This is a genomic window from Streptomyces sp. SYP-A7185 (assembly GCF_046103685.1).
GTDB lineage: Bacteria > Actinomycetota > Actinomycetes > Streptomycetales > Streptomycetaceae > Streptomyces.
Map to the genome: position 1 here is coordinate 5,822,885 of NZ_CP122310.1, position 23,118 is coordinate 5,846,002.

A 23,118-nucleotide genomic window follows, 5' to 3' on the forward strand; every position below is an offset into this window, starting at 1 on the left:
CAGGCCGGGTGGGGGCCGTCTTCATCGCGTGGCTCTATGCGCGTAGAGTCACGCTCACCGTTTTAGGCGCAAAGAGGGGTTATGCCATGGACGTCATCTCCGTGATTCGTACGAAGCGGGACCGCGGCGAGCTGAGCGGCGAGCAGATCGACTGGGTCATCGACGCGTACACGCGCGGTGTGGTCGCCGACGAGCAGATGTCCGCCCTCGCCATGGCGATCCTGCTCAACGGCATGAACCGCGGCGAGATCGCCCGCTGGACCGCCGCGATGATCGCGAGCGGCGAGCGCATGGACTTCTCGTCCCTGGCCCGCCCCACGGCCGACAAGCACTCCACGGGCGGTGTCGGCGACAAGATCACGCTGCCGCTCGCCCCGCTGGTCGCCGCGTGCGGCGCGGCCGTGCCGCAGCTCTCGGGCCGGGGCCTCGGCCACACCGGCGGCACCCTGGACAAGCTGGAGTCGATCCCGGGCTGGCGCGCCCTCCTCTCGAACGAGGAGATGCTCTCCGTCCTGGACTCCGTCGGCTCGGTCATCTGCGCCGCGGGCGACGGCCTGGCCCCCGCGGACAAGAAGCTGTACGCGCTGCGGGACGTGACCGGCACGGTAGAGGCGATCCCGCTGATCGCCTCCTCGATCATGTCGAAGAAGATCGCCGAGGGCACGGGCTCGCTCGTCCTGGACGTGAAGGTCGGCACCGGCGCCTTCATGAAGACCCTGGAGGACGCGCGCGAGCTGGCCTCCACGATGGTGGGCCTCGGCACGGACCACGGCGTACGCACGGTGGCGCTGCTCACGGACATGGCCACGCCGCTCGGCCTGACGGCGGGCAACGCCCTCGAGGTCCGCGAATCGGTGGAGGTCCTGGCGGGCGGCGGCCCCTCGGACGTCGTCGAGCTGACCCTCGCGCTGGCGCGGGAGATGCTGGACGCGGCCGGGCTCACGGACGTGGATCCGGCGAAGGCGCTGGCCGACGGCTCGGCGATGGACGTGTGGCGCCGGATGATCTCCGCCCAGGGCGGTGACCCGGACGCGACCCTGCCGGTGGCCCGCGAGACCCACGTCGTGACGGCGCCGTCGTCCGGCGTCCTGACCCGCCTCGACGCGTACGACGTCGGTGTCGCCGCGTGGCGCCTGGGCGCGGGGCGGGCCCGCAAGGAGGACGTGGTGCAGGCGGGCGCGGGCGTCGAGCTGCACGCGAAGCCGGGCGCTCAGGTCCGCGCGGGACAGCCGCTGATGACGCTGCACACGGACACCCCCGAGCGCTTCGCGTACGCCTTGCAGGCGGTGGAGGGCTCCTTCGACATCGCCCCGGAGGGCACGGCCTTCACGGCCACGCCGATCGTCCTGGACCGCATCGCCTGAGCCTTCGGGCAAGACGCCCTCACGTGCCGGGCGGGCCGGACCTCCGGCCCGCCCGGCACGTGAGGACAGGTGTGGGGGTCACGTACCTGGTGTGGGGGTCACGTACCTACCGATGAGTTTCGCGCCGAGGGCCAGTCATCCCCACGTGAACCCGAAACCGCAGCCAGACCTGACCCTCACCGGAACCCTCGACAAAGAAGCCACGCACCGCCTCTGCGAGGAGGCCGGCGCCGCCCTGCGAGCGACCGGCGCGGACGTGCTCGTGTGCGACGTGGCGGGCCTCGGCCCGCCCGTCCTCGCGGCCGTGGACGCCCTGGCCAGACTCCAGCTCACCGCCCGCAGAGCGGGCGGCCGGATCCGCCTGCGGAATCCGGCCCCGCACCTGTGCGAGCTACTGGACCTCGTCGGGCTCCCCATGGAGGTCGAGATGGAGCGGCAGGCCGAACAGCGGGAACCACCGGGGCGTGTCCAGGAAGCAGTGGAAGCCCGCGATCCGCCCCTCTGAGATCTCGATGACCTGAACCGCCCACGGCGCGAACCCGCCCTTCTCGGGGTCGGGCTTGTAGTGGGCGAAGCCCGGCGTGCCGTTGACCTCGACCGGGACGAGCCGGCTGTCGGCGCAGGAGGCGCCGATGGTCGACATGAAGCCCGTGATGTCCGACGTGCCGCGCAGCCACAGGTCGAACGGGGGCATCGTCATGATGGCGTCCTCGTGCAGCAGCGCCGTCAGGGCCGCCATGTCATACCCCTCGAAGGCGGCGACGTACCGCTCGAGGAGCTTTTGCTGCTCCTCGTCCAGGGGGTCGGAGACGGCGGTGTCGTCGGCCGGGCCCTCGGCCAGCGTCGCCCGCGCCCGCTGCAACGCGCTGTTGACGGAGGCCACCGAGGTGTCGAGGAGCTCCGCCGCCTCACTGGCCTTCCAGGCCAGGACCTCGCGCAGGATCAGCACCGCCCGCTGCTTGGGCGGCAGTTGCTGGAGGGCCGCCACGAACGCGAGCCGCACCGACTCCTTCGCCACCGCGGCCTCCGCGGGGTCGCTGGGCGAGGGCAGCACGCGGGCGTCCGGCATCGGCTCCAGCCATACGTTGTCCGGGCGGGGCGTGAGTGCGGCCTGGGCCAGCGGCGCCGCCGCGGTCAGGTCCATGGGGCGGGCGCGGCGGTTGCCGGCGTTCAGCATGTCCAGGCAGACGTTCGTCGCGATGCGGTACAGCCAGGACCGCAGGCTGGAGCGGCCTTCGAACTTGTCGTAACTCCGCCAGGCGCGGACCATCGTGTCCTGCACCGCGTCCTCGGCCTCGAAGGCCGACCCCAGCATGCGATAGCAGTACCCGGTCAGCTCGACCCGGTGCTTCTCCAGCGTGACGTCCAGTTCCGACGTCGTCCCTGCGATGTCAGTCATCCCAACCCACCCCTGCGGCTGCCACGAAAGTCCCGGCACTTCGGAAGCTACCGCAGCCCACTGACAACGGCCCCCGGAGTCGGAAAACCCGCAGGCGGGAGAGGTGGCTCAGTGCGCGGCCACGAGCCCCCGCCGCCGCTGCTCCCGCTCCTGGACGCGGGCCGCGTGCGACCCCCAGACGGTGAGCGAGACGACCCCGAGCACCGCGAGCAGCCCCAGGCCCACCGTCCCGGCCCAGCCCCCCGCGTGGAAGGCGACCGCGCCGAGCGTGCCGCCCGCGCTGGAGCCCAGGTAGTACGCGGACTGGTAGAGCGCCGAAGCCTGCGCGCGCCCCGCGGTGGCCGTACGGCTCACGGACGAGGAGGCGACCGCGTGGCCCGCGAAGAAGCCCGCGGTGATCAGGACGAGCCCGAGCAGCACCATGGCCAGCGATTCGGACAGGGAGAGCAGCAGCCCGCCGGCCGTCGTGCTCACCGCCAGGTACAGCGCCCCGCGCCGCCCGAGCCGCGTCACCAGCTTGCCCGCGGCGGCCGAGGAGACCGTGCCGACGAGGTAGACCAGGAAGATCGAGCCGATGATGCCCTGGGGGAGCGAGAAGGGCGCCTCGGTGAGCCGGTAGCCGATCACCGTGTAGACCGCGCCGAACACCGTCATGAACAGCGCGCCGATCGCGTACAGCCTGCACAGCAGCGGGTTGGACAGGTGCGAACGGATCGTCCTGCCGAGCGCCTTGGGGTTGAGCGAGCCCGCCGTGAAGTGGCGCGGCGCGGGGAGCAGCGCGCGGAAGGCGAGGGCGCACAGGACCGCCACGACGCCCACCACGCCCACGGCCACGCGCCAGCCCCAGGCCTGGGCGACCCAGCCGGTGATGATGCGCCCGCTCATGCCGCCGATGGAGTTGCCCGCCACGAACATGCCGATCGCGGCGACCAGCGCCTTGGGCCTGACCTCCTCGGCGAGGAAGGCCATCGCGGAGGCCGGGAGACCGGCGAGCGCCGCGCCCTGGACGGCACGCAGGGCGATGAGCGCGCCTATGGAGGGCGCGAAGGGGACGAGCAGCCCCACGACCACCGCGACGGTCAGCGAGAGAGTCATCAGCGTCCGCCGCCCGAACCGCTCGCTGAGCGCGCTCAGGGGCAGGACGAAGAGGGCCAGGGCGCCCGTGGCCGCCGACACCGTCCAGCTCGCGGAGCTCGCGCTGACGCCGAAGTCGGCGGAGACGAGGGGGAGCAGCGCCTGCGTGGAGTAGAGGAGCGCGAAGGTGGCGACACCGGCGAGGAAGAGGGCGAAGCTCATCCGGCGGTAGCCGGGACCGCCGGGGTTCAGACGGGTGTCGGCGGGAGCGGCGGGATCAGTGGGAGGCGACGACGGGGTGAGGGCGGCCGCGTGGGTGACGGACGCCCCGCTACTGGCAGGAGGCATACGTCGAACGTAGGCACACACGACTCATCCGTCCAATGCATGGATTGGCCATAATCGTTCCCATGGTGCATGAGCGCAGTTCAGGGCGGCCTCTGTCGCAGAGCAGTTACACGGGAGACATCGGGGCGGCCGTCGCGTCGGCGCCCGCGGGGCTGACCCCGGAGTCGTGGTCCGCGCTGCTCTCGCCGCGCCTCGCGTACTTCGCGGGGGTCGCGCGCACGGAGCACGTGACGCGGGCCGCACAGGAGATGCAGGTCCCGCAGTCGACCCTTTCGCGCGCGCTGGTGCGCCTCGAACAGGACCTGGGGGTCGACCTGTTCGCGCGGCACGGCCGCACGGTGTCGCTCACCCCGGCGGGCCGCACGTTCCTCGCCTCCGTCGAGCGGGCGCTCGGCGAGGTGGAGCGCGCCGCCGAGTCCGTACGGGCCGACGCGGACCCGGCGTCGGGCAAGGTGGCCTTCGGGTTCCTGCACACCATGGGCTCGGAGACCGTCCCGGGCCTGATCCGGGCCTTCCGCGCGGACCACCCGAGGATCCGCTTCAGCCTCGTGCAGAACTACGGGGAGGCGATGATCGAGCGGCTCCGGGCGGGCGAGCTCGACCTCTGCCTGACCTCGCCCGTGCCAGACGCCCCCGACCTCGTGGCCCGCCGCCTGGACGAGCAGCGGCTGCGCCTGGTCGTGCCGGACGACCACCGCCTCGCGTCCCGGAAGCGGGTGCGCCTCGCGGAGGCCGCGGAGGAGGTCTTCGTGACCCTGGAGCCCGGCTACGGCCTGCGGCGCATCACGGACGACCTCTGCCAGGAGGCCGGCTTCACGCCGCGGATCGCGTTCGAGGGCGAGGAGGCGGAGACGCTGCGGGGCCTGGTCGCGGCGGGCCTCGGGGTGGCCCTCCTGCCGCCGCCCGCCGTCCCGCGGCCGGGAGTCGTCGAGCTGACGGTGACGGGCCAGCGGGCGGTCCGCGAGATCGGCGTGGCCTGGCTCGACGGCCATCCGGACACGCCCCCGGTGGCGGCCTTCAAGAAGTTCCTCCTGGGGCGCCGCGGCCGGCTGCTGCCGGAGTAGCGGCCGCTCAGTGCCGCATCGAGTCCCCGAACCCCGCGGCGAGCGGCATGCGCAGCCCCAGCGGCGGCGGGGCCGCGAGCGCGTCCTCCAGCGGGCGGGCGTACGCGTGCCCGAAGAGCGACCCCATGACGAAGTCCGAAGCCAGCGCCTGGACTTCGGACTGATGCTGCTGCAACCGGTGGCCGTCGGAGTGGACTTCGAACCGGCACACCTCCCGGTTGGCCTTCTTCGCCCGCTCCGCGAGGCGGAAGGAGAGCTCGGGGTCGGTCCGCTCGTCGTTCGTGCCGTGCACGATCAGGACGCGGCGTCCCGCGAGCTGTCTCACCGGTTCGGGGGTGGCGGCCACGTCGTCCTCGGGGAGCCAGGGTGCCAGCGCCAGAACGGAATTGACCGCGTCGTGGCCACCGGCCCGCAAGGCCGCCCGACCGCCCATGTCCCTGCCGACCAGGCAGATCGAGACGTCGCCGTACAGCCGGACGATCTCGTCCGCCGCCCACTCGGCGTCCCGCGCGAGTTCGGCCTGCGCGCCGTTCCAGCCGCGGCAGCGGTAGTGCACCACGTGCGTGGCGAGCCCCTCGCTCCGGCCGTCCTGGGCGAGCCTGCTGCCCAGCGCGCGCATCGCTGCCGCGGCGAAGGGGGACGGCTTGCGGGCGGAGGTCTCGTGGCCGCCGGGGAGCAGCAGCACCACGCCGCTGACCGCCGAGGGCCGGGTGCCGATCACGCGCCCCAGCCTGGCCGCGCGCGCGGAATCGGGCGTCGCTTGCTGTGCCATGACAGAACAGTGTCAGAAGCGATGGTGTACGCCACCCGTCCGCGGGGTCACTGTTACGTATCGACCCGTGAGATCCACCCGGCGATCTACGCGCGTAGGCGCTAGAGTGCCGAGATGACGAGCCAGACCACCAAAGCCGGTCAGACGGACCGCGAAACGCCCAGCGCCGACCAGATCCGCCGCGCCCCCAAGGTGCTCCTGCACGACCACCTCGACGGCGGCCTGCGCCCCGGCACGATCGTCGACCTCGCCCGCGCGTCCGGGTACGAGTCACTGCCCGAGACCGACCCCGACAAGCTGGGGATCTGGTTCCGGGAGGCCGCCGACTCCGGTTCGCTGCCGCGCTATCTGGAAACCTTCGCGCACACCTGTGCGGTGATGCAGACGAAGGACGCCCTCAAGCGCGTGGCCGCCGAGTGCGCCGAGGACCTCGCCGAGGACGGCGTCGTCTACGCCGAGATCCGGTACGCCCCCGAGCAGCACCTGGAGCAGGGCCTCACCCTCGAAGAGGTCGTCGAGGCCGTCAACGAAGGCTTCCGGGAGGGCGAGCGGCGCGCGAAGGCGAGCGGCCACCGCATCCGCGTGGGCGCGCTGCTCACCGCCATGCGGCACGCGGCCCGCGCCCTGGAGATCGCCGAACTCGCCAACCGCTACCGCGGCCCCGGCCCTCAGAACGGAGTGGTCGGCTTCGACATCGCGGGCGCGGAGGCGGGCTTCCCGCCCACCCGGCACCTCGACGCGTTCGAGTACCTCAAGCGCGAGAACAACCACTTCACGATCCACGCGGGCGAGGCCTTCGGCCTGCCGTCGATCTGGCAGGCCCTCCAGTGGTGCGGCGCCGACCGGCTCGGCCACGGCGTGCGGATCATCGACGACATCCAGGTCGCCGACGACGGCACGGTGAAGCTCGGCCGCCTCGCCAGCTACGTGCGCGACAAGCGCATCCCCCTGGAGATGTGCCCCAGCTCCAACCTCCAGACCGGCGCCGCGAGCTCGTACGCCGAGCACCCCATCGGGCTGCTGCGCAAGCTGCACTTCCGGGCCACGGTGAACACCGACAACCGCCTGATGTCCGGCACCAGCATGAGCCGCGAATTCGAGCACCTGGTCGACACGTTCGGCTACACGCTCGACGACATGCAGTGGTTCACAGTCAATGCGATGAAATCAGCGTTCATTCCTTTCGATGAACGCCTGGCCATGATCAATGACGTCATAAAGCCCGGATATGCCGAGCTGAAGTCCGAATGGCTGTTCCGTCAGACCGCCTCCACCAGGGCTTCTGTCGACATGTAACAGGAATTGAAGCAATACGGACGCGGCCGGGAACATTAATTCCGGGCCGCGTTTTGCTGTTTGCGGACTGCCCCTTCACATGTTTACGGTCTTGGGCCGCTCAAAAGTCCCCGTCATCAAGGACGCATTGAACATGAAGCAGTCTGCCGCCAAGACCCTCGGTGTCGCCGCTCTCGGCGCCGCCTTCGCCGCCGCGGGCGCGGGTGCCGCCAACGCCGCGCCGGCCCTGCCCGACGCCACGGGCGCCCTGGGCTCCGCCACCTCCGTGCTCCCCATGGACCAGGTCGCCGACAACCTGCCCGCCGGTGGCCCCGAGGCGGTCTCCGCCGGCCAGAACGCGCTCGGCAGCACCCTCCAGGCCGCCGCACCGACCGTCGACAAGCTCGGCGAGAGCACCAAGGCCGCCGCCGACCGGGGCAAGCCCGCCCCGGCCGACCCGGTCTCCGGCCTGCTCGGCGGCCTGCCGGTCGCCGGCTCGCTGCCGACCCAGGGCCTGCCCCTCCAGGGTCTGCCGCTCGGCTGACCTCGCGGTCCGCGCGTACGCCGATGGGGCGCACCCTTGTCGCAAGGGCGCGCCCCATCGGCGTGCACGGGTGACGGCGTGGGCCGCCGGATCACCAGGCGGCCTGCCTGGCCTTGCCCTCGGAGGGCAACAGGACCCAGAGCGCGATGTAGAGCAGGAACTGCGGGCCCGGAAGAAGACACGAGAGCACGAAGATCACGCGCATCGTGGTCGCCGACGTACCGAAGCGCTTGGCGAGGGCGGCGCACACTCCGCCGATCATCCGGCCGTGGGTGGGGCGGGCAAGGGCGGTCATGGTGGCTCCTTCGTGAACCGTGCGGCTGAGGTCCGGGGCGTTTCCCCGATGACTCAAAGCTACGGTCGCGAAGCGGACGAAGCGTCGCTCTAGGGTGCGATCCCGACCCTGGGAATCGTCGGGGTCGGACCCTGAGACGCCTCCTCCCGCAGGAGGGGCGCGTGCTCCACCCCGTCCGTACGGCGGCGGAGTCTGGCCCTGGCCGCGGGCACCACGGCCAGATGCACCAGGGCCACGCCCACGCCGTTCAGGAACAGCGAGTCGATGTCGACGACCTGCCCGGGCACCCCGGTCTGGAGCAGTTCGATGCCGAGCGAGATCAGCGCGCCCGCCGCGACCGTCCGCACCAGCGAACCGAGCGGTGACACGTGGACCCGGCCACCGGCGAGCGGAAGCAGCACGCCGAGCGGGGCCAGGAGGAGCAGACCACCGCCTATCTGCCGGGCGGCCTGGAGCGGTCCGAGCGCCAGATCCGCCTTGATGCCGGCGAACGGCTGAAGGTTCGCCGCGCTGACCCAGGGCACGTCCAGGGGACGCAGCGTGAACCATCCGACGAACAGAAGATGCGCGACGAGGAGGAATCCTCCTGTCGCACGGAAGCGGATGGCGGCCCCGTGGCCGCCCGAGCCTTGACGCACGCCCCCCAAGACGCGCCTAGCGGCAGGATCGGTTCCGCGCATCTCATCCCGGTACGCGGCACTGTCCTGATCGCACACCGTGACTGTCTTGTTCGGCTACTTCACCGTCTCCGTCGGCGGAGCCACCGTCCCGGGGCGCTGGCGGACCGCCTGGGTGCACTCGTAGCGCCGCAGGGGCGCGTCTCCGGGACCGCCCATGATCACGTCACGGTCGTCGCCCGCCGCCGCGCTGTCCGCGAACGTGCACACGATCTGTGCCAGTGCGAACGCCGAAAGATCCTCCGGGGAGGTGCTGAACCGCAGCGCGTCCGCGGGATCCCCCTTCCCGGGCCCGCGCACCACCGTGCCGCCCCGGACGTCGGTCGCGAAGCCCGCCTGCTTCTCCGGGGCCGACGGGGGCTGCGACAGCTCGTCCAGGAGCGCCTGCGCGATCCGGACCCGGTCCGTCGTCGCCTTCTCGGTGGGGATGCGCACCGAGCGGTCCACGGTCACCAGCTGCGCCGCGCACACCAGGAAGACCTGCACGGGGACCCCGCTGGTGGACTGCGAGGCGATGCTCGACCCGGACATCACGCAGGGCACCCGCGAGGGGCCGGGCCCGAAGTCCGTCGGCACCTCCGTCGAGCGGATCCCGCACCCGGCGAGCGTCGCGGTCAGCGCGGCGGCGAGAAGCACGGCACGCGGCCATCGGCGGTTCATCGTGCCTCTCCCTCGACGGCGTCGTCGCCGTCCGTGCCCTCCGCGGCCTCGTCCCGCGGCAGCAGCGCCGACGGGTCGCGCGGCAGCCACAGCGTGAACACCGCACCGCCCTCGGGCGAGTTCGCGGCGGTGATCTCCCCGCCGTGGATGTGGGCGTTCTCCAAGGCGATGGAGAGCCCCAGCCCGCTGCCCTCCGACCGCGGCCGGGACGCGCTCGCCTTGTAGAACCGGTCGAAGACGTGCGGCAGCACGTCCTCGGGGATGCCGGGACCCCCGTCACGCACCGCGATGACGAGCTTCTCGCCCGCGAGCCGCACCGACACCTCCACCGGGGAGCCGCCGTGCTTGAGCGCGTTGCCGATGAGGTTCGCCAGGATGACGTCCAGGCGGCGCGGGTCGAGCCGCACCATGATGCCGCGCTCCGCGTCCAGCTCCACCGCGTCGAGCCAGGCACGGGCGTCGATGCAGGCCGTGATCTGGTCGGCGATGTCGACGTGGTCCAGGACGAGCCTGGCCGTGCCCGCGTCGAAGCGGGTGACCTCCATCAGGTTCTCCACCAGGTCGTTCAGCCGGCGGGTCTCGCTGACGACGAGCCGCACGGCGGGCTCGATCATCGGGTCGACGGACCCGGTCTCGGCGTCCAGCTCCTCTTCGAGCACCTCCGTCACCGCGGTGATCGCGGTCAGCGGCGTACGCAGCTCGTGCGACATGTCGGCGACGAAGCGCCGCGACGCCTCGTCACGGGCGCTCATGTCGTCGACCTTCTTCTCCAGGCTCTCCGCGGTCCGGTTGAACGTCCGCGACAGATCGGCCAGTTCGTCCGTGCCCGACACCCGAAGGCGCGTGTCCAGCTTGCCCTCGCCCAGCCGCCGCGCGGCGACGCCGAGCCGGTGCACCGGTTTGAGCACGGTGGTCGCCGCGGCCTGCGCGAGCAGCGCGGAGCCGATCAGCGCGAGCCCCGTGGCGATGGCCAGCGACCAGCCCAGCGAACTCAGGTCCTTCGCCTCGGGCTCCAGGGACTTGAGCATGTAACCGGTCGGACCGCCGCCGATGACCTTGGCACCGCCCACGAGATACGGGGTGCCGCCGTCGACGGTCCGCTGCCAGTACAGGTGGTACGGGCTCTTGTTGCCGGAGGTGAGCGGCTGCTCCTTGTTCACCGTCTCGCGCAGCGACTTGGGCACGTCGGCGAGCGTGAAGGCGTCCAGGTCGGAGTAGCCGACGATCGTGTCGCCGTCGGGGTTCTTCCCGATCAACAGCACGCTGTAGCGCTGGCTGCTGTTGGCCATCGTGCCCGCGGCCTGCTGGAGTTCGTCCTGGGTCGGGTTGGGCGGCAGCGCGCCGGCCCGGGTCTGCATCTCCTGCTGGAAGTCCTTCAGGGCCGCGTCCTGCGCACGCGTCAGGACCGCCTCGCGGTTCAGCCAGTACGCGATGCCGGACGCCGTCACGGCGGCGGTGAGCGCCACCAGGCCGAACACCACGACCAGCCGCAGCCGCAGGCTCGTGAAGCGCAGCCCCGACATGATCGCCTTGCGCGCCGCGGCCCAGCCGCGGAGCTTGTCCTGCGGTTTGGTCACTGAGGAGTGTCCAGCCGATAGCCGACGCCACGCACCGTACGGATCAGGGTCGGCGAGGACGGCACGTCCTCCACCTTCGCGCGCAGGCGCTGCACGCACGCGTCGACGAGCCGGGAGTCGCCGAGGTAGTCGTGCTCCCACACCAGACGCAGCAACTGCTGCCGCGACAGGGCCTGTCCGGGCCTGCGGCTCAGCTCCAGGAGCAGCCGCAGCTCGGTCGGCGTGAGCTGGAGGTCCTCGCCGTTCTTCGTGACGGTCATCGCGGCACGGTCGATGACGAGCGAACCGAACGTCGCCGCGTCGTTGGCCTCGCGCTCACCGCGCCGCAGCACCGCACGGATACGGGCGTCGAGCACCCGTCCCTGCACGGGTTTGACGACGTAGTCGTCGGCACCGGACTCGAGTCCGACGACCACGTCGATGTCATCGCTGCGCGCGGTCAGCAGGATGATCGGCAGCTGGTCGGTGCGCCGGATGCGACGGCACACCTCGAACCCGTCGATGCCCGGCAGCATCACGTCCAGCACGATCAGGTCCGGCCGCTGCTCGCCGAGCAGCTTCAGGCCGTCCTCGCCGGTGGCAGCAGTAGCCACCCGATGCCCTTGGCGGGTGAGCGAAAGCTCAAGGGCCGTACGGATGGCGTCGTCGTCCTCGATCAGCAACAGGGAAGGCACGGACGTCATTCTGTCCCATGGCAGGGGCACAGTTCGACTGTTGGAGCCTCCCCGGGCCCTCAAAGGGCCGGTGAGGGCCCCCATCCTCACATCTCCCCTACATACGGACCGCCTGTTGCAGGCCTGTGACAGTCGGCGGACACCGTCATGAAGTGGGTCGGGCAGAGTTCTGGTCACACGGAAAAGCCGGACTCCACCGACGGGGGGCGCGAGATGAACACACTGCACAGCACCAGCTCAAGCGCAGTAATCACGCGTCTCCACGACGTGATCCGGCCTGCCGAGAGGCACGAGAAGTCCGGTGCCGTGAGCGGGCGGGGGTGCGCTCGCGGCACCGGGCGTCAGCACACCGCGTACATGACGGTGGTTGACGCGTTCCCGGGGGCGACCCGCGGGGACAACGGGGGAACCGATGGGGGGGCTCACGGGGGAGCCGCGTACAGGGAGGACACGGGGGAGCGCACCTCGGTGTCGGAGGCGGAGTTCACCGCCTACGTCCAGGAGCGTCGTGCCTCCCTGTACGCAACCGCCTATCACCTGACCGGTGACCGCTTCGAGGCCGAGGACCTGCTCCAGAGCGCCCTCTTCTCGACGTACCGCGCCTGGGACAGGATCAGCGACAAGGCCGCGGTCGGCGGATACCTCCGCCGGACCATGACCAACCTGCACATCAGCGCCTGGCGGCGCCGCAAGCTCAACGAATACCCGACCGAGGAGCTGCCGGAGACAGCGGGCGACACGGACGCGATGCGGGGCACCGAACTCCGCGCGGTTCTCTGGCAGGCCCTGGCCCGCCTCCCCGAACTGCAGCGGACGATGCTGGTCCTGCGGTACTACGAGGGCCGCACGGACCCCGAGATCGCCGACATCCTCGACATCAGCGTGGGCACGGTCAAGTCCAGCATCTGGCGCTCCCTGCGCCGGCTGCGCGAGGACGACGTCCTCAGCTTCGGCCGTGACCAGGAAGAGTCCTTCGGCGAGTTGGTCGCCTAGGGATCATGGGGGCCGCCGCTCCCGGGGGGAAGCGGCGGAAGTGGGGGGATCCACGGGGGAAAACGGGGATCACGGGGGATCCACGGGGGAAAAGTGGCGGGACCGGAAGGCCGGGGGGTCTTTCCGGTCCTTCTGCTGTGCACGGCCGCCCGGCTCCGGCCCGGTGGTCCGGGCGACCGCCGGGCCGCGCGGATCCCGCACCCCCGTGCCGGTTACGCCGCCTCGGCGCCGGCCTTCACGCACCGTCCGGCGGCGGCCGCCGCGAGCCGGCCCAGGGCCTCGTCCTTGCCGCAGGGGTGCGCGCCCAGCGCGGTGTGCCGGGCGACGATCGCGCGCTCGGCCCGCATCAGCCGCCAGCCGCGCCGCAGCAGGAAGGCCACGGACTTGCGGCCTTCGCGCAGGTCACGCAGCAGCCGCCGCCGGAACGTGGTGGACGGCCGTCCCCGCAGGCAGATCGCGTCGGCGAGCACACCGGCCGCCCGGCACCGCTCCACGATGTCGGCGGCGAAGATCCCCTCGGCGATGAACAGCGGCGTGCGCTCGATGTCCAGCGTGGTCTCGCCCGTGCGCGAGCTGGTGGCGATGTCGTAGACGGGGACGCGCGTACGTCCCGTACGGCACAGCTCGTCGATCGCGGCGAGGGCGGCCTCCGTGTCCCAGGAGGCGGGGGAGTCCCAGTCGATGTCCGTGCTGCCGGGGACCTGCGGCAGCGTCGGATCGTCGCCCTCCTTGTAGAAGTCGTCGAGGCACAGGACGGGCAGCCCGGAGCGGACGGCGAACGACGACTTGCCTGAGCCCGAGGGACCGGCGAGCAGCACGACTCGGGTGGGTATCGGGGGATGGGAACTCACGAGAGAACAGTGTGCTGCATTGCGCCGCCCAGGGGACCCGAAGGGTAGGGCTTTGGTGCCCGCAACCCCCCTCAACTACGCTACGTGCGCATCTGATTACCCAAGAGGATTCGGGCGGTACCCATGGCACGGCACGCAACAGCCTCCAAGCACCTCTCCCGCGCACTGCTGCGGGCGGGCCTCACGGTCACCGTCGCGGGCACCGCGCTCGGCATCGGCGGTGCGGCGACGGCGAGCGCCGCACCGGCGGCACCCGCGGCTCCCGCGTCCGACAACCTGCCGGCGGCCGGTGAGGGCATGCTCGTGGCGGTGCAGGAGGTCGCCGCGGGCGGCATCGGCCCCACCAAGGACCTGAAGCTCAACCCGCTCGCGGGCACCGGCGTGGACCCGCTGGACAACGCGGTGGGCACCAGCATCGCGGACTTCAAGCCGGTCTCCACCGCGCCCCTGACGGCGCCACTGGCCAAGGGCGCCTCGCTGAACGACCTGCCGGTGGTGAGCACCGCCGCGGGGCTGCTGCCCGGCTAGGTCCTGCCACGGTGACAAGGCGGAGCCCCGGTCCTCCTGGACGGAGGAGGGCCGGGGCTTCGCCGTGCGGGACGGCTCGGTGCGGGGGTGCGGGGCTTGCGGACTCAGTACGAGGAGCCGGAGGCGCCCAGCGAACCCGTGGGGTGCCAGACCGTCTTGGTCTCCAGGAAGGCCGTCAGACGGTGCGTGCCCGGGTCGGCCGACCAGTCCACAGGCTGTGGACGGACGACGCGCTTCAAGTTGTCGGCCGCCGCGATCTCCAGCTCCTTGGCCAGGACGCCGTCCTCGACGCCCGCCAGGTCGATGGCGTTCACGTCCTGGTGCGCGGCGAGCGACGGGGCGATCTCCGCCGCCCGGCCGGACAGGATGTTCACGACGCCGCCCGGCAGGTCGGAGGTGGCGAGCACCTCGCCCAGCGAGAGCGCGGGGAGCGGGGCGGACTCGCTCGCGATCACCACGGCCGTGTTGCCCGTCGCGATCACCGGGGCGATCACCGAGACCAGGCCGAGGAACGACGACTTCTGCGGGGCGACGACCGCCACCACGCCGGTCGGCTCGGGCGAGGAGAGGTTGAAGAACGGGCCCGCGACGGGGTTGCCGCCGCCCGCGAGCTGGGCGATCTTGTCGGTCCAGCCCGCGTACCAGACCCAGCGGTCGATCGCGGCGTCCACGACCGCGGCGGCCTTGGACTTGGACAGGCCCTCCGCATCGGCGACCTCGCGGACGAACTGGTCCCTGCGGCCCTCCAGCATCTCCGCGACGCGGTAGAGGATCTGGCCGCGCAGATAGGCCGTCTTGCCGGCCCAGCCGCCCTGCGCCTTGCGCGCGGCCACGACCGCGTCACGCCCGTCCTTGCGGGACGACAGCGGGGCGTTGGCCAGCCACTTGTCCTTCGAGTCCGTCACTTCGTACACCCGGCCGCTCTCGCTGCGGGGGAACTTGCCCCCGACGTACAGCTTGTAGGTCTTGAAGACGCTCAAACGCTGCTCAGACATCGAGGTAAGCCTCCAGGCCGTGGCGACCGCCCTCGCGGCCGTAACCCGATTCCTTGTAGCCGCCGAAGGGCGAGGTCGGGTCGAACTTGTTGAACGTGTTGGCCCAGATGACGCCCGCACGGAGGCGCTCGGCGACCGCGAGGATGCGCGAGCCCTTCTCCGTCCAGATGCCCGCGGAGAGGCCGTACTGGGTGTTGTTGGCCTTGGCGACCGCTTCTTCCGGCGTGCGGAAGGTCAGCACCGAGAGCACCGGGCCGAAGATCTCGTCGCGTGCGACCGTGTGCGCCTGCGTGACGTTCGTGAAGAGCGTCGGCGCGAACCAGTAGCCCGAGGACGGCAGTTCGCACGGGGCGGACCAGCGCTCGGCGCCCTCGGCCTCGCCGGTCTCGGTCAGGGCGGTGATGCGGGCGAGCTGCTCGGCGGAGTTGATCGCACCGATGTCCGTGTTCTTGTCCAGCGGATCGCCGAGGCGCAGGGTGGTCAGGCGGCGCTTCAACGCGTCAAGGACCTCGCCTTGGACCGACTCCTGGACGAGGAGGCGCGATCCGGCGCAGCAGACCTGGCCCTGGTTGAAGAAGATGCCGGTGACGATGCCCTCGACGGCCTGGTCGACGGGGGCGTCGTCAAAGACGATGTTGGCGCCCTTGCCGCCCAGTTCGAGCGTGACCTTCTTGTCCGTGCCCGCGACCTGGCGCGCGATGGCCTTGCCGACGGCGGTCGAGCCGGTGAAGGCGACCTTGTCCACGTCCGGGTGGGCGGTGAGGGCCGCGCCCGCGTCGCCGTACCCGGGAAGGATGTTGACGACGCCCTTGGGCAGGCCCGCCTGGCGGCAGATGTCCGCGAAGAACAGGGCGCTCAGGGGCGTGGTCTCGGCGGGCTTCAGGACGACCGTGTTGCCCGTGGCGAGAGCCGGGGCGATCTTCCAGGCGAGCATCAGGAGCGGGAAGTTCCACGGGATGACCTGGCCCGCGACACCGAGCGGGCGGGGATCGGCGCCGTACCCCGCGTGGCCGAGCTTGTCGGCCCAGCCCGCGTAGTAGAAGAAGTGCGCGGCGACCAGCGGGAGGTCCGCGTCGCGCGTCTCCTTGATGGGCTTTCCGTTGTCCAGGGTCTCCAGGACGGCCAGCTCGCGGCTGCGCTCCTGGATGATCCGGGCGATCCGGAAGAGGTACTTGGCGCGCTCGGTGCCCGGCAGCGCCGACCACTTCTCGAAGGCCTTGCGGGCGGCCTTCACCGCACGGTCGACGTCCTCGGACGAGGCCCGCGCGACCTCGGAGAGGACCTCTTCGGTGGAGGGCGAGACGGTCTTGAAGACCTTGCCGTCGGCGGCCTCCACGAACTCGCCGTCGATGAACAGGCCGTACGACGGCTTGATGTCGACGACGGAGCGGGACTCCGGCGCGGGGGCGTACTCGAAGGGCGAGGTAGTCATAGGTCAGTCCACCGTGACGTAGTCGGGGCCGGAGTAGCGGCCCGTGGCCAGCTTCTGGCGCTGCATCAGCAGGTCGTTGAGGAGCGACGAGGCGCCGAAGCGGAACCAGTGGTTGTCCAGCCAGTCCCCGCCCGCGGTCTCGTTCACCAGGACGAGGAACTTGATCGCGTCCTTGGAGGTGCGGATGCCGCCCGCGGGCTTCACCCCGATCTGCACCCCGGTCTGCTCGCGGAAGTCGCGCACGGCCTCCAGCATCAGGAGGGTGTTGGCGGGGGTGGCGTTGACGCCGACCTTGCCGGTCGAGGTCTTGATGAAGTCGGCGCCCGCGAGCATGCCGATCCAGGAGGCGCGGCGGATGTTGTCGTACGTCGACAGCTCGCCGGTCTCGAAGATGACCTTGAGGCGGGCCTCGCCGGAGGCTTCCTTGACGGCGCGGATCTGCTCGAACACCGTCATGTAGTCGCCCGCGAGGAAGGCGCCGCGGTCGATGACCATGTCGATCTCGTCGGCACCCGCCGCGACGGCCTCGCGGACGTCACCGAGCTTCACGTCGATGGCGGCGCGGCCCGCGGGGAAGGCGGTCGCGACGGAGGCGACCTTGACCCCGCTGTCGCCGACGGCTTCCTTGGCGGTGGCCACCATGTCCGGATAGACGCAGACCGCGGCGGTCCGTGGTGTGCCGCGGTCGGTCGGATCGGGGTTCACGGCCTTCGCGCCGAGCGCCCGGACCTTGCCCGGGGTGTCGGCGCCCTCCAGCGTCGTCAGGTCGATCATGGAGATGGCGAGATCGATGGCGTACGCCTTCGCCGTGCTCTTGATCGAACGGGTGCCGAGCGCCGCGGCACGCGCCTCGAGGCCGACCGTGTCGACGCCGGGCAGCCCGTGGAGAAAGCGGCGCAGCGTGCGGTCCGACGCGGTGGCGTCGGACAGTGCGTGCGGAGTTGCGGGTGCAGTGGGCATGGTCACGAGGGGAGCATATCTACGCGCGTAGCGGCTGTACAGGGGGTGGGTCGGGGTGGGTCCCGGCCGGGGCGCCCGCGCTTTGTGAGGGCGCCCCTGAGGGCCTCCCGGCGGGTTCAGGCAGAATCAGGGGTATGACCGACCCCCAGCCCTCCGCGGCGGAGCCCCAGTACAAGGACCGGACCTTCCGGTCGTCCGGCGGTATCGCCGGAGGCGTCCTGCTGCTCGCCCTCGGCGGCTGGCTCGGCATCGACGCGATCATCCGGGGGGAGGGCCGCACCCCGTGGCTCGCACTCGCCGGACTGCTCCTCGCGGTGCCGCTCGTCGTCGCCTTCACCGTGCGCCCCGCCGTGTACGCCAACGACGACCGGCTGCGCATCCGCAACCCCTTCCGGACCATCACGCTCCCGTGGGCGTCGGTCTCGGGGCTGCGCTCCGGGTACTCGAACGAGGTCTTCACCCAGTCGGGCACCAAGTACCAGCTCTGGGCCATCCCCGTCTCCCTGAGGGGCCGCAAGAAGGTCGCCCGCAGGAAGTCGCAGGGGGCCGCAGCGGGCGACCCGAGCGTCGCGACCGCGCATCACCCCGGGCACCCGGACTCCCTGCGCGCCGCCGGCGACCAGATCATGGACGACCTGCGCGACCTCTCCGAGCAGCGGGCCGGTGCGCTGTCCGCGCAGGGCGAGCCCGTGGTCCGCTGGGGGTACGAGATCATCGCCCCGGCCGTGGCCGGAGCGGTGCTGCTCGCGGTCGTGCTCGCCGTCGCCTGAGGCCTGGCACCCAGGAGCCCGGAACCAGGAACCAGGAGGACTCCCGCTCCCGTGCCTCCCTACGGCGGGCCCATCCACGCCAGCAGCATGTGGCCCCCGAACGCCGCCGACGTCAGGGCCGCGGCCGTCAGCACCGTCACGGCGACCTGCGTGCGGGCGCGGGCCAGGGCCACCGCGAGCGGCAGCAGCAGCGGGAAGCCGGGGAGCAGGAAGCGCGCCCGGGGGAAGTAGACCCCCTTGCTGCCGAGCACGATCAGGAGCAGCAGTCCCGTGAAGACCAGCAGCGGCAGCGGCTGCCGGTCGCCCACCGACAGGACGTACAGGACCGCTGACGCCAGCAGCGTCGCCGTCACCATGATCAGGAACAGCTGCGGGCGCTGGGCCGACAGCAGGTCCCGCACGGTCCGCCACGTCCCCACCCCGCCGTCCCACTCGTTGTGCCACAGCTCCTGCACGGCGAAGTACCCGTCCCAGCGGCCCAGGCGCAGCCCCACCCAGCCGACGTACGAGAGCCAGCCGAGCGGGGCGAGCAGGGCGCCCAGGAGGGCACGCGGGGCCTCCCCCCGGCGCAGGAGCCCGCGGCGCCGGACCAGTGCGAGCAGCGCCGTCAGGGAGACGGCCGCCGCGAGCGCCACGCCCGTCGGGCGGGTCAGGCCCGCGAGCGCGGCCAGCGCGCCCGCCCAGATCCAGCGGCCGGTGAGCACGGCGTACAGGGACCAGGCGGCGAGCGCCGTGAAGAGGGACTCCGTGTAGCCCATCCACTGCACGAGAGCGACGGGGAGCGACCCCCAGAGGGCGGCGAGCAGGACGCCGGTCCTGCGGCCGTACAGGCGCTCGCCCACCGCGAAGATCCCCCACGCCGCCAGGAACGAGCAGCCGACGGAGACCGCGAGCCCCACCGCGCCGCGCGGCTCCGGCACGACCAGGCTGCCCGCCCTGATGAGCAGGGAGTGCAGCGGGAAGAAGGCGAGGTTGTTCGCGTCGACCTGCGTCCCCAGGGTGTGCGCGTACCCCTGGTCGGCGATCTTCAGATACCAGTCGCAGTCCCACGACTCCGCGAGAAGATGCCAGACGTCCCGGCGCTCCCCCCGGGCCCAGAGGGCGAACACCAGGGCGCCGAAGAGGCGTACGGCGGCATACGCGAGGAGTGCGGGCGAGGCGTGCCGCAGGGCGCGGGCGACGCGCGCCGGGCGGTCCGGGGGCCGTCCCGGGGCGCTGCGGGGGCGGCGGGCCGGGGAGACGATCCGGGGTCCGGCGGCGGGCACCGACGCGGTCGAGGTCTCTGGGGAGGGTCCGTACGGCACTGCGGCAGCTCCTGGAACGTGATCGTGCGCTGCCGGTCACCCTTCCCGGGGGACCGGCAGCGCACGAGAGAGCTGCGGCGGCTGCGCCGACTCAACCACTCGGACGGGTGGCGGCCCTGCGCCACCCGCCCGCGCGGGTCGCTAGATGCCCGCGGCGGCGGACAGGTCGCGCTTGATGGTCGCGAGGCGTTCCGCGGCCTCGGAGCGGGCGGCGGGCAGGGCGGACCGCTCCGGCACCGGGACGACCACCTCCAGGTAGCACTTCAGTTTCGGCTCCGTGCCGCTCGGGCGGACGATGACGCGGGCGCCGTCCAGCGTGTAGCGCAGGCCGTCCGTGGGCGGCAGCGTCTCCGTGCCGCGCGTCAGGTCCTCGGCCTTCGTCACGGGCAGGCCCGCGAGCGACGTCGGGGGCTGCTCGCGCAGGCGGCGCATCGCGTCCGCGATCAGGGAGAGGTCCTCCACGCGGACCGACAGCTGGTCGGTGGCGTGCAGACCGTGCTCCACGGCCAGGTCGTCCAGGAGGTCGAGGAGCGTGCGGCCCTGCTCCTTGAGCTCGGACGCCAGCTCGGTGAGCAGGAGCGCCGCCGTGATGCCGTCCTTGTCGCGTACCCCTTCGGGGTCCACGCAGTAGCCGAGGGCCTCCTCGTAGCCGTAGCGCAGGCCGTCCACGCGGGCGATCCACTTGAAGCCGGTGAGGGTCTCCTCGTACGGGAGGCCCGCCTTCCCGGCGATCCGGCCCAGCAGGGACGAGGAGACGATCGACTCGGCGAAGGTGCCGCGGGCGCCGCGGCGCACGAGGTGGGCCGCCAGGAGCGCGCCGACCTCGTCGCCCCGGAGCATGCGCCAGTCCGCCCCGTCCTTGACCGCCGCGGCACAGCGGTCCGCGTCCGGGTCGTTGGCGATGATCAGGTCCGGGTCCGCCGCGCGGGCCGTCGCGAAGGACAGGTCCATCGCGCCCGGCTCCTCCGGGTTGGGGAAGGCGACCGTGGGGAAGTCCGGGTCGGGCTCGGCCTGTTCGGCGACGAGGACGGGGGCGGGGAAGCCCGCCCGGGCGAACGCCGCGAGGAGGGTCTCCTTGCCGACGCCGTGCATCGCCGTGTAGACGGTGCGGGCCGTACGGGGGGAGCCCGGGGACAGGACGGCGTCCGTGCGGGCCAGGTAGGCCTCCAGGACGTCGTCCCCGAGGGTTTCCCAGCCGCTGTCGGGACGGGGGACGTCGTGCAGGGTGGCGACCGCGTCGATCCGGGCCGCGATCTCCGCGTCCGCGGGCGGGACGATCTGGGAGCCGTCGCCCAGATAGACCTTGTAGCCGTTGTCGCGCGGCGGGTTGTGGCTCGCCGTCACCTCCACGCCCGCGACCGCGCCGAGGTGCCGTATGGCGAAGGCGAGCACGGGGGTGGGGAGCGGGCGGGGCAGGACGGCGGCCCGGAGTCCGGCGCCGGTCATGACGGCGGCCGTGTCGCGCGCGAAGTCCGCGGACTTGTGGCGGGCGTCGTAGCCGACGACGACCAGACCGCCGGTCCGGCCCTTGTCCTTGAGGTACGCGGCGAGGCCGGCGGCGGCGCGGACGACCACGGAGCGGTTCATGCGCATGGGGCCCGCGCCGAGTTCGCCGCGGAGGCCGGCGGTGCCGAACTGGAGGGTCCCGCTGAAGCGGGCCGCCAGCTCTTCGGTGTCCTCGGCGTCGATGAGCTTCGCGAGTTCCTCGCGGGTCTCGGGGTCCGGGTCCTCGGCCAGCCAGGCCTGGGCCCGCGCGATGAGTTCAGAGTCGTCCAGCACGTGACGTCAGCCTCTCGTATGCGGAGTTATTAGTGCGGGTCCCCTGCGGGGGGCGTTTCGCGTGTGGGCCGGTGCGGGTCCGGCGGTCGCTCCTGTCCCGCCGCTGCGCGACGGATCTTTCCCGCCCACCCACCCGATTACCCCGGGGTGACGGGGGGTGCGCAACGGCGGGCGGGAAAGCCCGGGGTGCCAGGGGGGTGCACCCCCCTGTTCCACCGCCGGGCAAACGGGTGGGCGGGCGGGAAAGCATGTGCGGGCACCCCGGCTACGGGCCGCCAAGCACAGCCGGGGGGCAAGAAGCACGCCGGGCAAGGCGAGGCCCAGCCAAGGCGCCCTGCCAGGCAAGGCGCCCCCGCCCGCTAAACGCGGTTCAGGACCTTGCCCAGGAGCTCTCCCATGCGGGTGGCGCTGTCGCGGCCCGCCTGGAGCACCTCCTCGTGGTTCAGGGGCTCACCCGTCATGCCCGCGGCGAGGTTCGTGACCAGGGAGATGCCCAGCACCTCCGCGCCCGCCTCGCGTGCGGCGATCGCCTCGAGGACCGTCGACATGCCCACCAGGTCCGCACCGATCGTGCGGGCCATGTGGATCTCGGCCGGGGTCTCGTAGTGCGGGCCGGGGAACTGCGCGTAGACGCCCTCCTCCAGGGAGGGGTCGATCTCCTTGCACAGGGTGCGCAGCCGCGGCGAGTACAGATCCGTCAGGTCCACGAAGTTCGCGCCGACGATCGGCGAGGTGGCCGTCAGGTTGAGGTGATCGCTGATCAGGACCGGCTGACCGGGGCGCATGCCCTCGCGCAGACCGCCGCAGCCGTTCGTCAGCACGATCGTCTTGCAGCCCGCGGCCACCGCGGTGCGCACGCCGTGCGCGACGGCGGCGACGCCACGGCCCTCGTAGTAGTGGGTGCGGCCCAGGAAGACGAGGGCGCGCTTCTCACCGATCTTGATGGATCGGATGCGGCCGCCGTGCCCCTGGACCGCCGGCATCGGGAAGCCGGGCAGGTCGGTGACGGGGAACTCGGCGTCGGGCGCGCCGAGCGCGTCCACCGCCGGCGCCCAGCCGGAGCCCATCACCAGGGCTACGTCGTGGGTCTCGGCGCCCGTCAGCTCACGCAGGCGCGCGGCGGCGGTGTCGGCGGCGGCGTAGGGGTCGCCCTGGATGTCGTCCGGAATAACTGAAGCGTTCACGCGGACGAGAGTAGCCGCTCACGCCCTACGCGCGTAGATGACGATGCTCACGGGATTCGGATCGTTGTCTTGTCGTTTCCGACGAGAGCCCCCGGAGACGGAAAGAGCCGATCGAGGCAGGCGCCTAACAGGGCCGCTTCCTGAGCTCCATCACATAGTCGTGCGGCGCCCCCGCCGTCTCCGCCGCGTCGGCCAGCTCCCCCAGGTAGCGCGCCGACGGCAGGCCGCCCTCGTATCCGTTGAGGACGTACACCCAGGCGGGTTCCTCGCCGTCCAGGGTGTGCACCCGCACCCGCATCCTGCGGTAGATGTCGAGCCCCACGCCCTCCCAGCGGTCCATGGAGTCCTCGTCCATGGGGGCGACGTCGTAGAGCGTGACGAAGACCTGTGAGCGGGGCGCCTCCACGATGGTGGCCAGCGCGCCCTCCCACCCCATGTGCTCCCCGCCGAACGTCAGCCGCCAGCCGTTCAGCCAGCCCGTCTGGCGCAGCGGCGAGTGCGGGGCGCGGCGGGACATGAGCCGCGGATCCAGATTGCCGGCGTACGCGGCGTAGAGCGACATGTCGTCGAGGGTACGGCAGGCGACGCGTGCGTCACTT

24 protein-coding genes are annotated in these 23,118 nt (G+C 72.0%); 8 read left to right on the top strand and 16 right to left on the bottom strand.

All coding sequences use genetic code 11. The features are described 5' to 3' along the window. The first annotated feature begins 86 nt into the window (after nucleotides 1-86). The gene (locus QBL25_RS25640) at nucleotides 87-1,364 is read left to right on the top strand and encodes a thymidine phosphorylase (RefSeq protein ID WP_409059317.1); all 1,278 of its coding nucleotides are present in this window, start codon (nucleotides 87-89) and stop codon (nucleotides 1,362-1,364) included. 112 nt (nucleotides 1,365-1,476) lie between these two features. Then, nucleotides 1,477-1,869 carry an STAS domain-containing protein gene (locus QBL25_RS25645; protein ID WP_409059318.1) on the top strand — a complete coding sequence of 131 codons (393 nt, stop codon included), beginning with the start codon at nucleotides 1,477-1,479 and terminating at the stop codon, nucleotides 1,867-1,869. Here QBL25_RS25645 and QBL25_RS25650 read toward each other — a convergent pair. Together QBL25_RS25650 and QBL25_RS25655 are read right to left on the bottom strand one after the other, a co-directional pair. Beyond that, complete coding sequence (locus tag QBL25_RS25650; RefSeq protein WP_409059319.1) at nucleotides 1,756-2,763, bottom strand: sigma-70 family RNA polymerase sigma factor; 1,008 nt, start codon at nucleotides 2,761-2,763, stop codon at nucleotides 1,756-1,758. The two genes, QBL25_RS25645 and QBL25_RS25650, sit on opposite strands and share 114 nt — an antisense overlap. A 108-nt stretch (nucleotides 2,764-2,871) precedes the next feature. Further along, the gene (locus QBL25_RS25655) at nucleotides 2,872-4,185 is read right to left on the bottom strand and encodes an MFS transporter (RefSeq protein ID WP_409059320.1); all 1,314 of its coding nucleotides are present in this window, start codon (nucleotides 4,183-4,185) and stop codon (nucleotides 2,872-2,874) included. A gap of 62 nt (nucleotides 4,186-4,247) precedes the next feature. Between QBL25_RS25655 and QBL25_RS25660 the strand changes: the two genes are divergently transcribed. Then, nucleotides 4,248-5,249, top strand: coding sequence for a LysR family transcriptional regulator (locus QBL25_RS25660; RefSeq protein WP_409059321.1), 1,002 nt, complete (start codon nucleotides 4,248-4,250; stop codon nucleotides 5,247-5,249). A gap of 7 nt (nucleotides 5,250-5,256) precedes the next feature. On the opposite strand, the gene QBL25_RS25665 is transcribed toward QBL25_RS25660, so the two are convergent. Beyond that, on the bottom strand, nucleotides 5,257-6,021 hold the full coding sequence (locus QBL25_RS25665) for an alpha/beta hydrolase (RefSeq protein ID WP_409059322.1): 765 nt from the start codon (nucleotides 6,019-6,021) through the stop codon (nucleotides 5,257-5,259). Nucleotides 6,022-6,135: 114 nt separating this feature from the next. Here QBL25_RS25665 and QBL25_RS25670 point away from each other — a divergent pair, with 114 nt between their 5' ends. Then, nucleotides 6,136-7,317, top strand: coding sequence for an adenosine deaminase (locus QBL25_RS25670; protein WP_409059323.1), 1,182 nt, complete (start codon nucleotides 6,136-6,138; stop codon nucleotides 7,315-7,317). Between the two features lie 133 nt (nucleotides 7,318-7,450). Then, nucleotides 7,451-7,840: an ATP-binding protein gene (locus QBL25_RS25675; RefSeq protein ID WP_409059324.1), complete on the top strand. Its 390-nt coding sequence runs from the start codon at nucleotides 7,451-7,453 to the stop codon at nucleotides 7,838-7,840. A 91-nt stretch (nucleotides 7,841-7,931) separates the two neighbouring features. Here QBL25_RS25675 and QBL25_RS25680 read toward each other — a convergent pair whose 3' ends face one another. From QBL25_RS25680 to afsQ1, 5 genes are all read right to left on the bottom strand, one after another. Then, a complete protein-coding gene (locus QBL25_RS25680) occupies nucleotides 7,932-8,135 on the bottom strand; it encodes a PspC domain-containing protein (RefSeq protein WP_160506836.1) in 204 nt (67 codons plus the stop codon). An 89-nt stretch (nucleotides 8,136-8,224) separates the two neighbouring features. Further along, nucleotides 8,225-8,815, bottom strand: a complete 591-nt coding sequence (locus tag QBL25_RS25685) for a VanZ family protein (protein ID WP_409059325.1) — start codon at nucleotides 8,813-8,815, stop codon at nucleotides 8,225-8,227. 54 nt (nucleotides 8,816-8,869) lie between these two features. Further along, on the bottom strand, nucleotides 8,870-9,472 hold the full coding sequence (locus QBL25_RS25690; protein ID WP_409059326.1) for a hypothetical protein: 603 nt from the start codon (nucleotides 9,470-9,472) through the stop codon (nucleotides 8,870-8,872). After that, nucleotides 9,469-11,148 carry an ATP-binding protein gene (locus tag QBL25_RS25695; RefSeq protein ID WP_409059327.1) on the bottom strand — a complete coding sequence of 560 codons (1,680 nt, stop codon included), beginning with the start codon at nucleotides 11,146-11,148 and terminating at the stop codon, nucleotides 9,469-9,471. The genes QBL25_RS25690 and QBL25_RS25695 overlap by 4 nt, the downstream gene beginning before the upstream one ends. Next, on the bottom strand, nucleotides 11,046-11,723 hold the full coding sequence (afsQ1, locus tag QBL25_RS25700; RefSeq protein WP_030779097.1) for a two-component system response regulator AfsQ1: 678 nt from the start codon (nucleotides 11,721-11,723) through the stop codon (nucleotides 11,046-11,048). Before afsQ1 ends, QBL25_RS25695 begins: the two co-directional genes overlap by 103 nt. 213 nt (nucleotides 11,724-11,936) lie before the next feature. Here afsQ1 and QBL25_RS25705 point away from each other — a divergent pair, with 213 nt between their 5' ends. Then, nucleotides 11,937-12,716, top strand: coding sequence for a SigE family RNA polymerase sigma factor (locus QBL25_RS25705; protein WP_409059328.1), 780 nt, complete (start codon nucleotides 11,937-11,939; stop codon nucleotides 12,714-12,716). A gap of 212 nt (nucleotides 12,717-12,928) precedes the next feature. Here QBL25_RS25705 and QBL25_RS25710 read toward each other — a convergent pair whose 3' ends face one another. After that, nucleotides 12,929-13,567 (bottom strand): uridine kinase, encoded by a 639-nt coding sequence (locus QBL25_RS25710; protein ID WP_409059329.1) that lies wholly within the window; start codon nucleotides 13,565-13,567, stop codon nucleotides 12,929-12,931. A gap of 123 nt (nucleotides 13,568-13,690) precedes the next feature. On the opposite strand from QBL25_RS25710, the gene QBL25_RS25715 reads away from it, so the two are divergent. Next, a complete protein-coding gene (locus tag QBL25_RS25715) occupies nucleotides 13,691-14,095 on the top strand; it encodes a hypothetical protein (protein ID WP_409059330.1) in 405 nt (134 codons plus the stop codon). 104 nt (nucleotides 14,096-14,199) lie between these two features. Here QBL25_RS25715 and QBL25_RS25720 read toward each other — a convergent pair whose 3' ends face one another. Genes QBL25_RS25720 through deoC form a run of 3 tightly spaced genes read right to left on the bottom strand, consistent with a single transcriptional unit; the run spans nucleotide 14,200 to nucleotide 17,482 of the window. Continuing rightward, on the bottom strand, nucleotides 14,200-15,090 hold the full coding sequence (locus QBL25_RS25720) for an aldehyde dehydrogenase family protein (protein ID WP_409059331.1): 891 nt from the start codon (nucleotides 15,088-15,090) through the stop codon (nucleotides 14,200-14,202). Further along, the gene (locus tag QBL25_RS25725) at nucleotides 15,083-16,522 is read right to left on the bottom strand and encodes an aldehyde dehydrogenase family protein (protein ID WP_409059332.1); all 1,440 of its coding nucleotides are present in this window, start codon (nucleotides 16,520-16,522) and stop codon (nucleotides 15,083-15,085) included. The genes QBL25_RS25720 and QBL25_RS25725 overlap by 8 nt, the downstream gene beginning before the upstream one ends. Nucleotides 16,523-16,525: 3 nt before the next feature. Then, nucleotides 16,526-17,482, bottom strand: coding sequence for a deoxyribose-phosphate aldolase (gene deoC / locus QBL25_RS25730; RefSeq protein ID WP_409062776.1), 957 nt, complete (start codon nucleotides 17,480-17,482; stop codon nucleotides 16,526-16,528). 134 nt (nucleotides 17,483-17,616) lie between these two features. Here deoC and QBL25_RS25735 point away from each other — a divergent pair, with 134 nt between their 5' ends. Continuing rightward, the gene (locus QBL25_RS25735; RefSeq protein WP_409059333.1) at nucleotides 17,617-18,252 is read left to right on the top strand and encodes a PH domain-containing protein; all 636 of its coding nucleotides are present in this window, start codon (nucleotides 17,617-17,619) and stop codon (nucleotides 18,250-18,252) included. A 59-nt stretch (nucleotides 18,253-18,311) separates the two neighbouring features. Here QBL25_RS25735 and QBL25_RS25740 read toward each other — a convergent pair whose 3' ends face one another. The 4 genes from QBL25_RS25740 to QBL25_RS25755 all read right to left on the bottom strand — a co-directional run bounded on the left by QBL25_RS25740 (nucleotide 18,312) and on the right by QBL25_RS25755 (nucleotide 23,081). Beyond that, complete coding sequence (locus tag QBL25_RS25740; protein ID WP_409059334.1) at nucleotides 18,312-19,556, bottom strand: glycosyltransferase family 39 protein; 1,245 nt, start codon at nucleotides 19,554-19,556, stop codon at nucleotides 18,312-18,314. A gap of 141 nt (nucleotides 19,557-19,697) precedes the next feature. After that, on the bottom strand, nucleotides 19,698-21,332 hold the full coding sequence (locus QBL25_RS25745; protein WP_409062777.1) for a phospho-sugar mutase: 1,635 nt from the start codon (nucleotides 21,330-21,332) through the stop codon (nucleotides 19,698-19,700). Nucleotides 21,333-21,694: 362 nt separating this feature from the next. Further along, nucleotides 21,695-22,519: a purine-nucleoside phosphorylase gene (locus tag QBL25_RS25750; protein WP_409059335.1), complete on the bottom strand. Its 825-nt coding sequence runs from the start codon at nucleotides 22,517-22,519 to the stop codon at nucleotides 21,695-21,697. A gap of 124 nt (nucleotides 22,520-22,643) precedes the next feature. Beyond that, the gene (locus QBL25_RS25755; protein ID WP_249588135.1) at nucleotides 22,644-23,081 is read right to left on the bottom strand and encodes a gamma-glutamylcyclotransferase; all 438 of its coding nucleotides are present in this window, start codon (nucleotides 23,079-23,081) and stop codon (nucleotides 22,644-22,646) included. Nucleotides 23,082-23,118 lie beyond the last annotated feature (37 nt).

Coding starts and splice junctions, on each gene's coding strand:
- QBL25_RS25640 (WP_409059317.1), top strand. CDS start 87: ATGGACGTCATCTCCGTGATTCGTACGAAGCGGGACCGCGGCGAGCTG.
- QBL25_RS25645 (WP_409059318.1), top strand. CDS start 1,477: ATGAGTTTCGCGCCGAGGGCCAGTCATCCCCACGTGAACCCGAAACCG.
- QBL25_RS25650 (WP_409059319.1), bottom strand. CDS start 2,763: ATGACTGACATCGCAGGGACGACGTCGGAACTGGACGTCACGCTGGAG.
- QBL25_RS25655 (WP_409059320.1), bottom strand. CDS start 4,185: ATGCCTCCTGCCAGTAGCGGGGCGTCCGTCACCCACGCGGCCGCCCTC.
- QBL25_RS25660 (WP_409059321.1), top strand. CDS start 4,248: ATGGTGCATGAGCGCAGTTCAGGGCGGCCTCTGTCGCAGAGCAGTTAC.
- QBL25_RS25665 (WP_409059322.1), bottom strand. CDS start 6,021: ATGGCACAGCAAGCGACGCCCGATTCCGCGCGCGCGGCCAGGCTGGGG.
- QBL25_RS25670 (WP_409059323.1), top strand. CDS start 6,136: ATGACGAGCCAGACCACCAAAGCCGGTCAGACGGACCGCGAAACGCCC.
- QBL25_RS25675 (WP_409059324.1), top strand. CDS start 7,451: ATGAAGCAGTCTGCCGCCAAGACCCTCGGTGTCGCCGCTCTCGGCGCC.
- QBL25_RS25680 (WP_160506836.1), bottom strand. CDS start 8,135: ATGACCGCCCTTGCCCGCCCCACCCACGGCCGGATGATCGGCGGAGTG.
- QBL25_RS25685 (WP_409059325.1), bottom strand. CDS start 8,815: ATGCGCGGAACCGATCCTGCCGCTAGGCGCGTCTTGGGGGGCGTGCGT.
- QBL25_RS25690 (WP_409059326.1), bottom strand. CDS start 9,472: ATGAACCGCCGATGGCCGCGTGCCGTGCTTCTCGCCGCCGCGCTGACC.
- QBL25_RS25705 (WP_409059328.1), top strand. CDS start 11,937: ATGAACACACTGCACAGCACCAGCTCAAGCGCAGTAATCACGCGTCTC.
- QBL25_RS25715 (WP_409059330.1), top strand. CDS start 13,691: ATGGCACGGCACGCAACAGCCTCCAAGCACCTCTCCCGCGCACTGCTG.
- QBL25_RS25720 (WP_409059331.1), bottom strand. CDS start 15,090: ATGTCTGAGCAGCGTTTGAGCGTCTTCAAGACCTACAAGCTGTACGTC.
- QBL25_RS25725 (WP_409059332.1), bottom strand. CDS start 16,522: ATGACTACCTCGCCCTTCGAGTACGCCCCCGCGCCGGAGTCCCGCTCC.
- deoC (WP_409062776.1), bottom strand. CDS start 17,482: ATGCCCACTGCACCCGCAACTCCGCACGCACTGTCCGACGCCACCGCG.
- QBL25_RS25735 (WP_409059333.1), top strand. CDS start 17,617: ATGACCGACCCCCAGCCCTCCGCGGCGGAGCCCCAGTACAAGGACCGG.
- QBL25_RS25755 (WP_249588135.1), bottom strand. CDS start 23,081: ATGTCGCTCTACGCCGCGTACGCCGGCAATCTGGATCCGCGGCTCATG.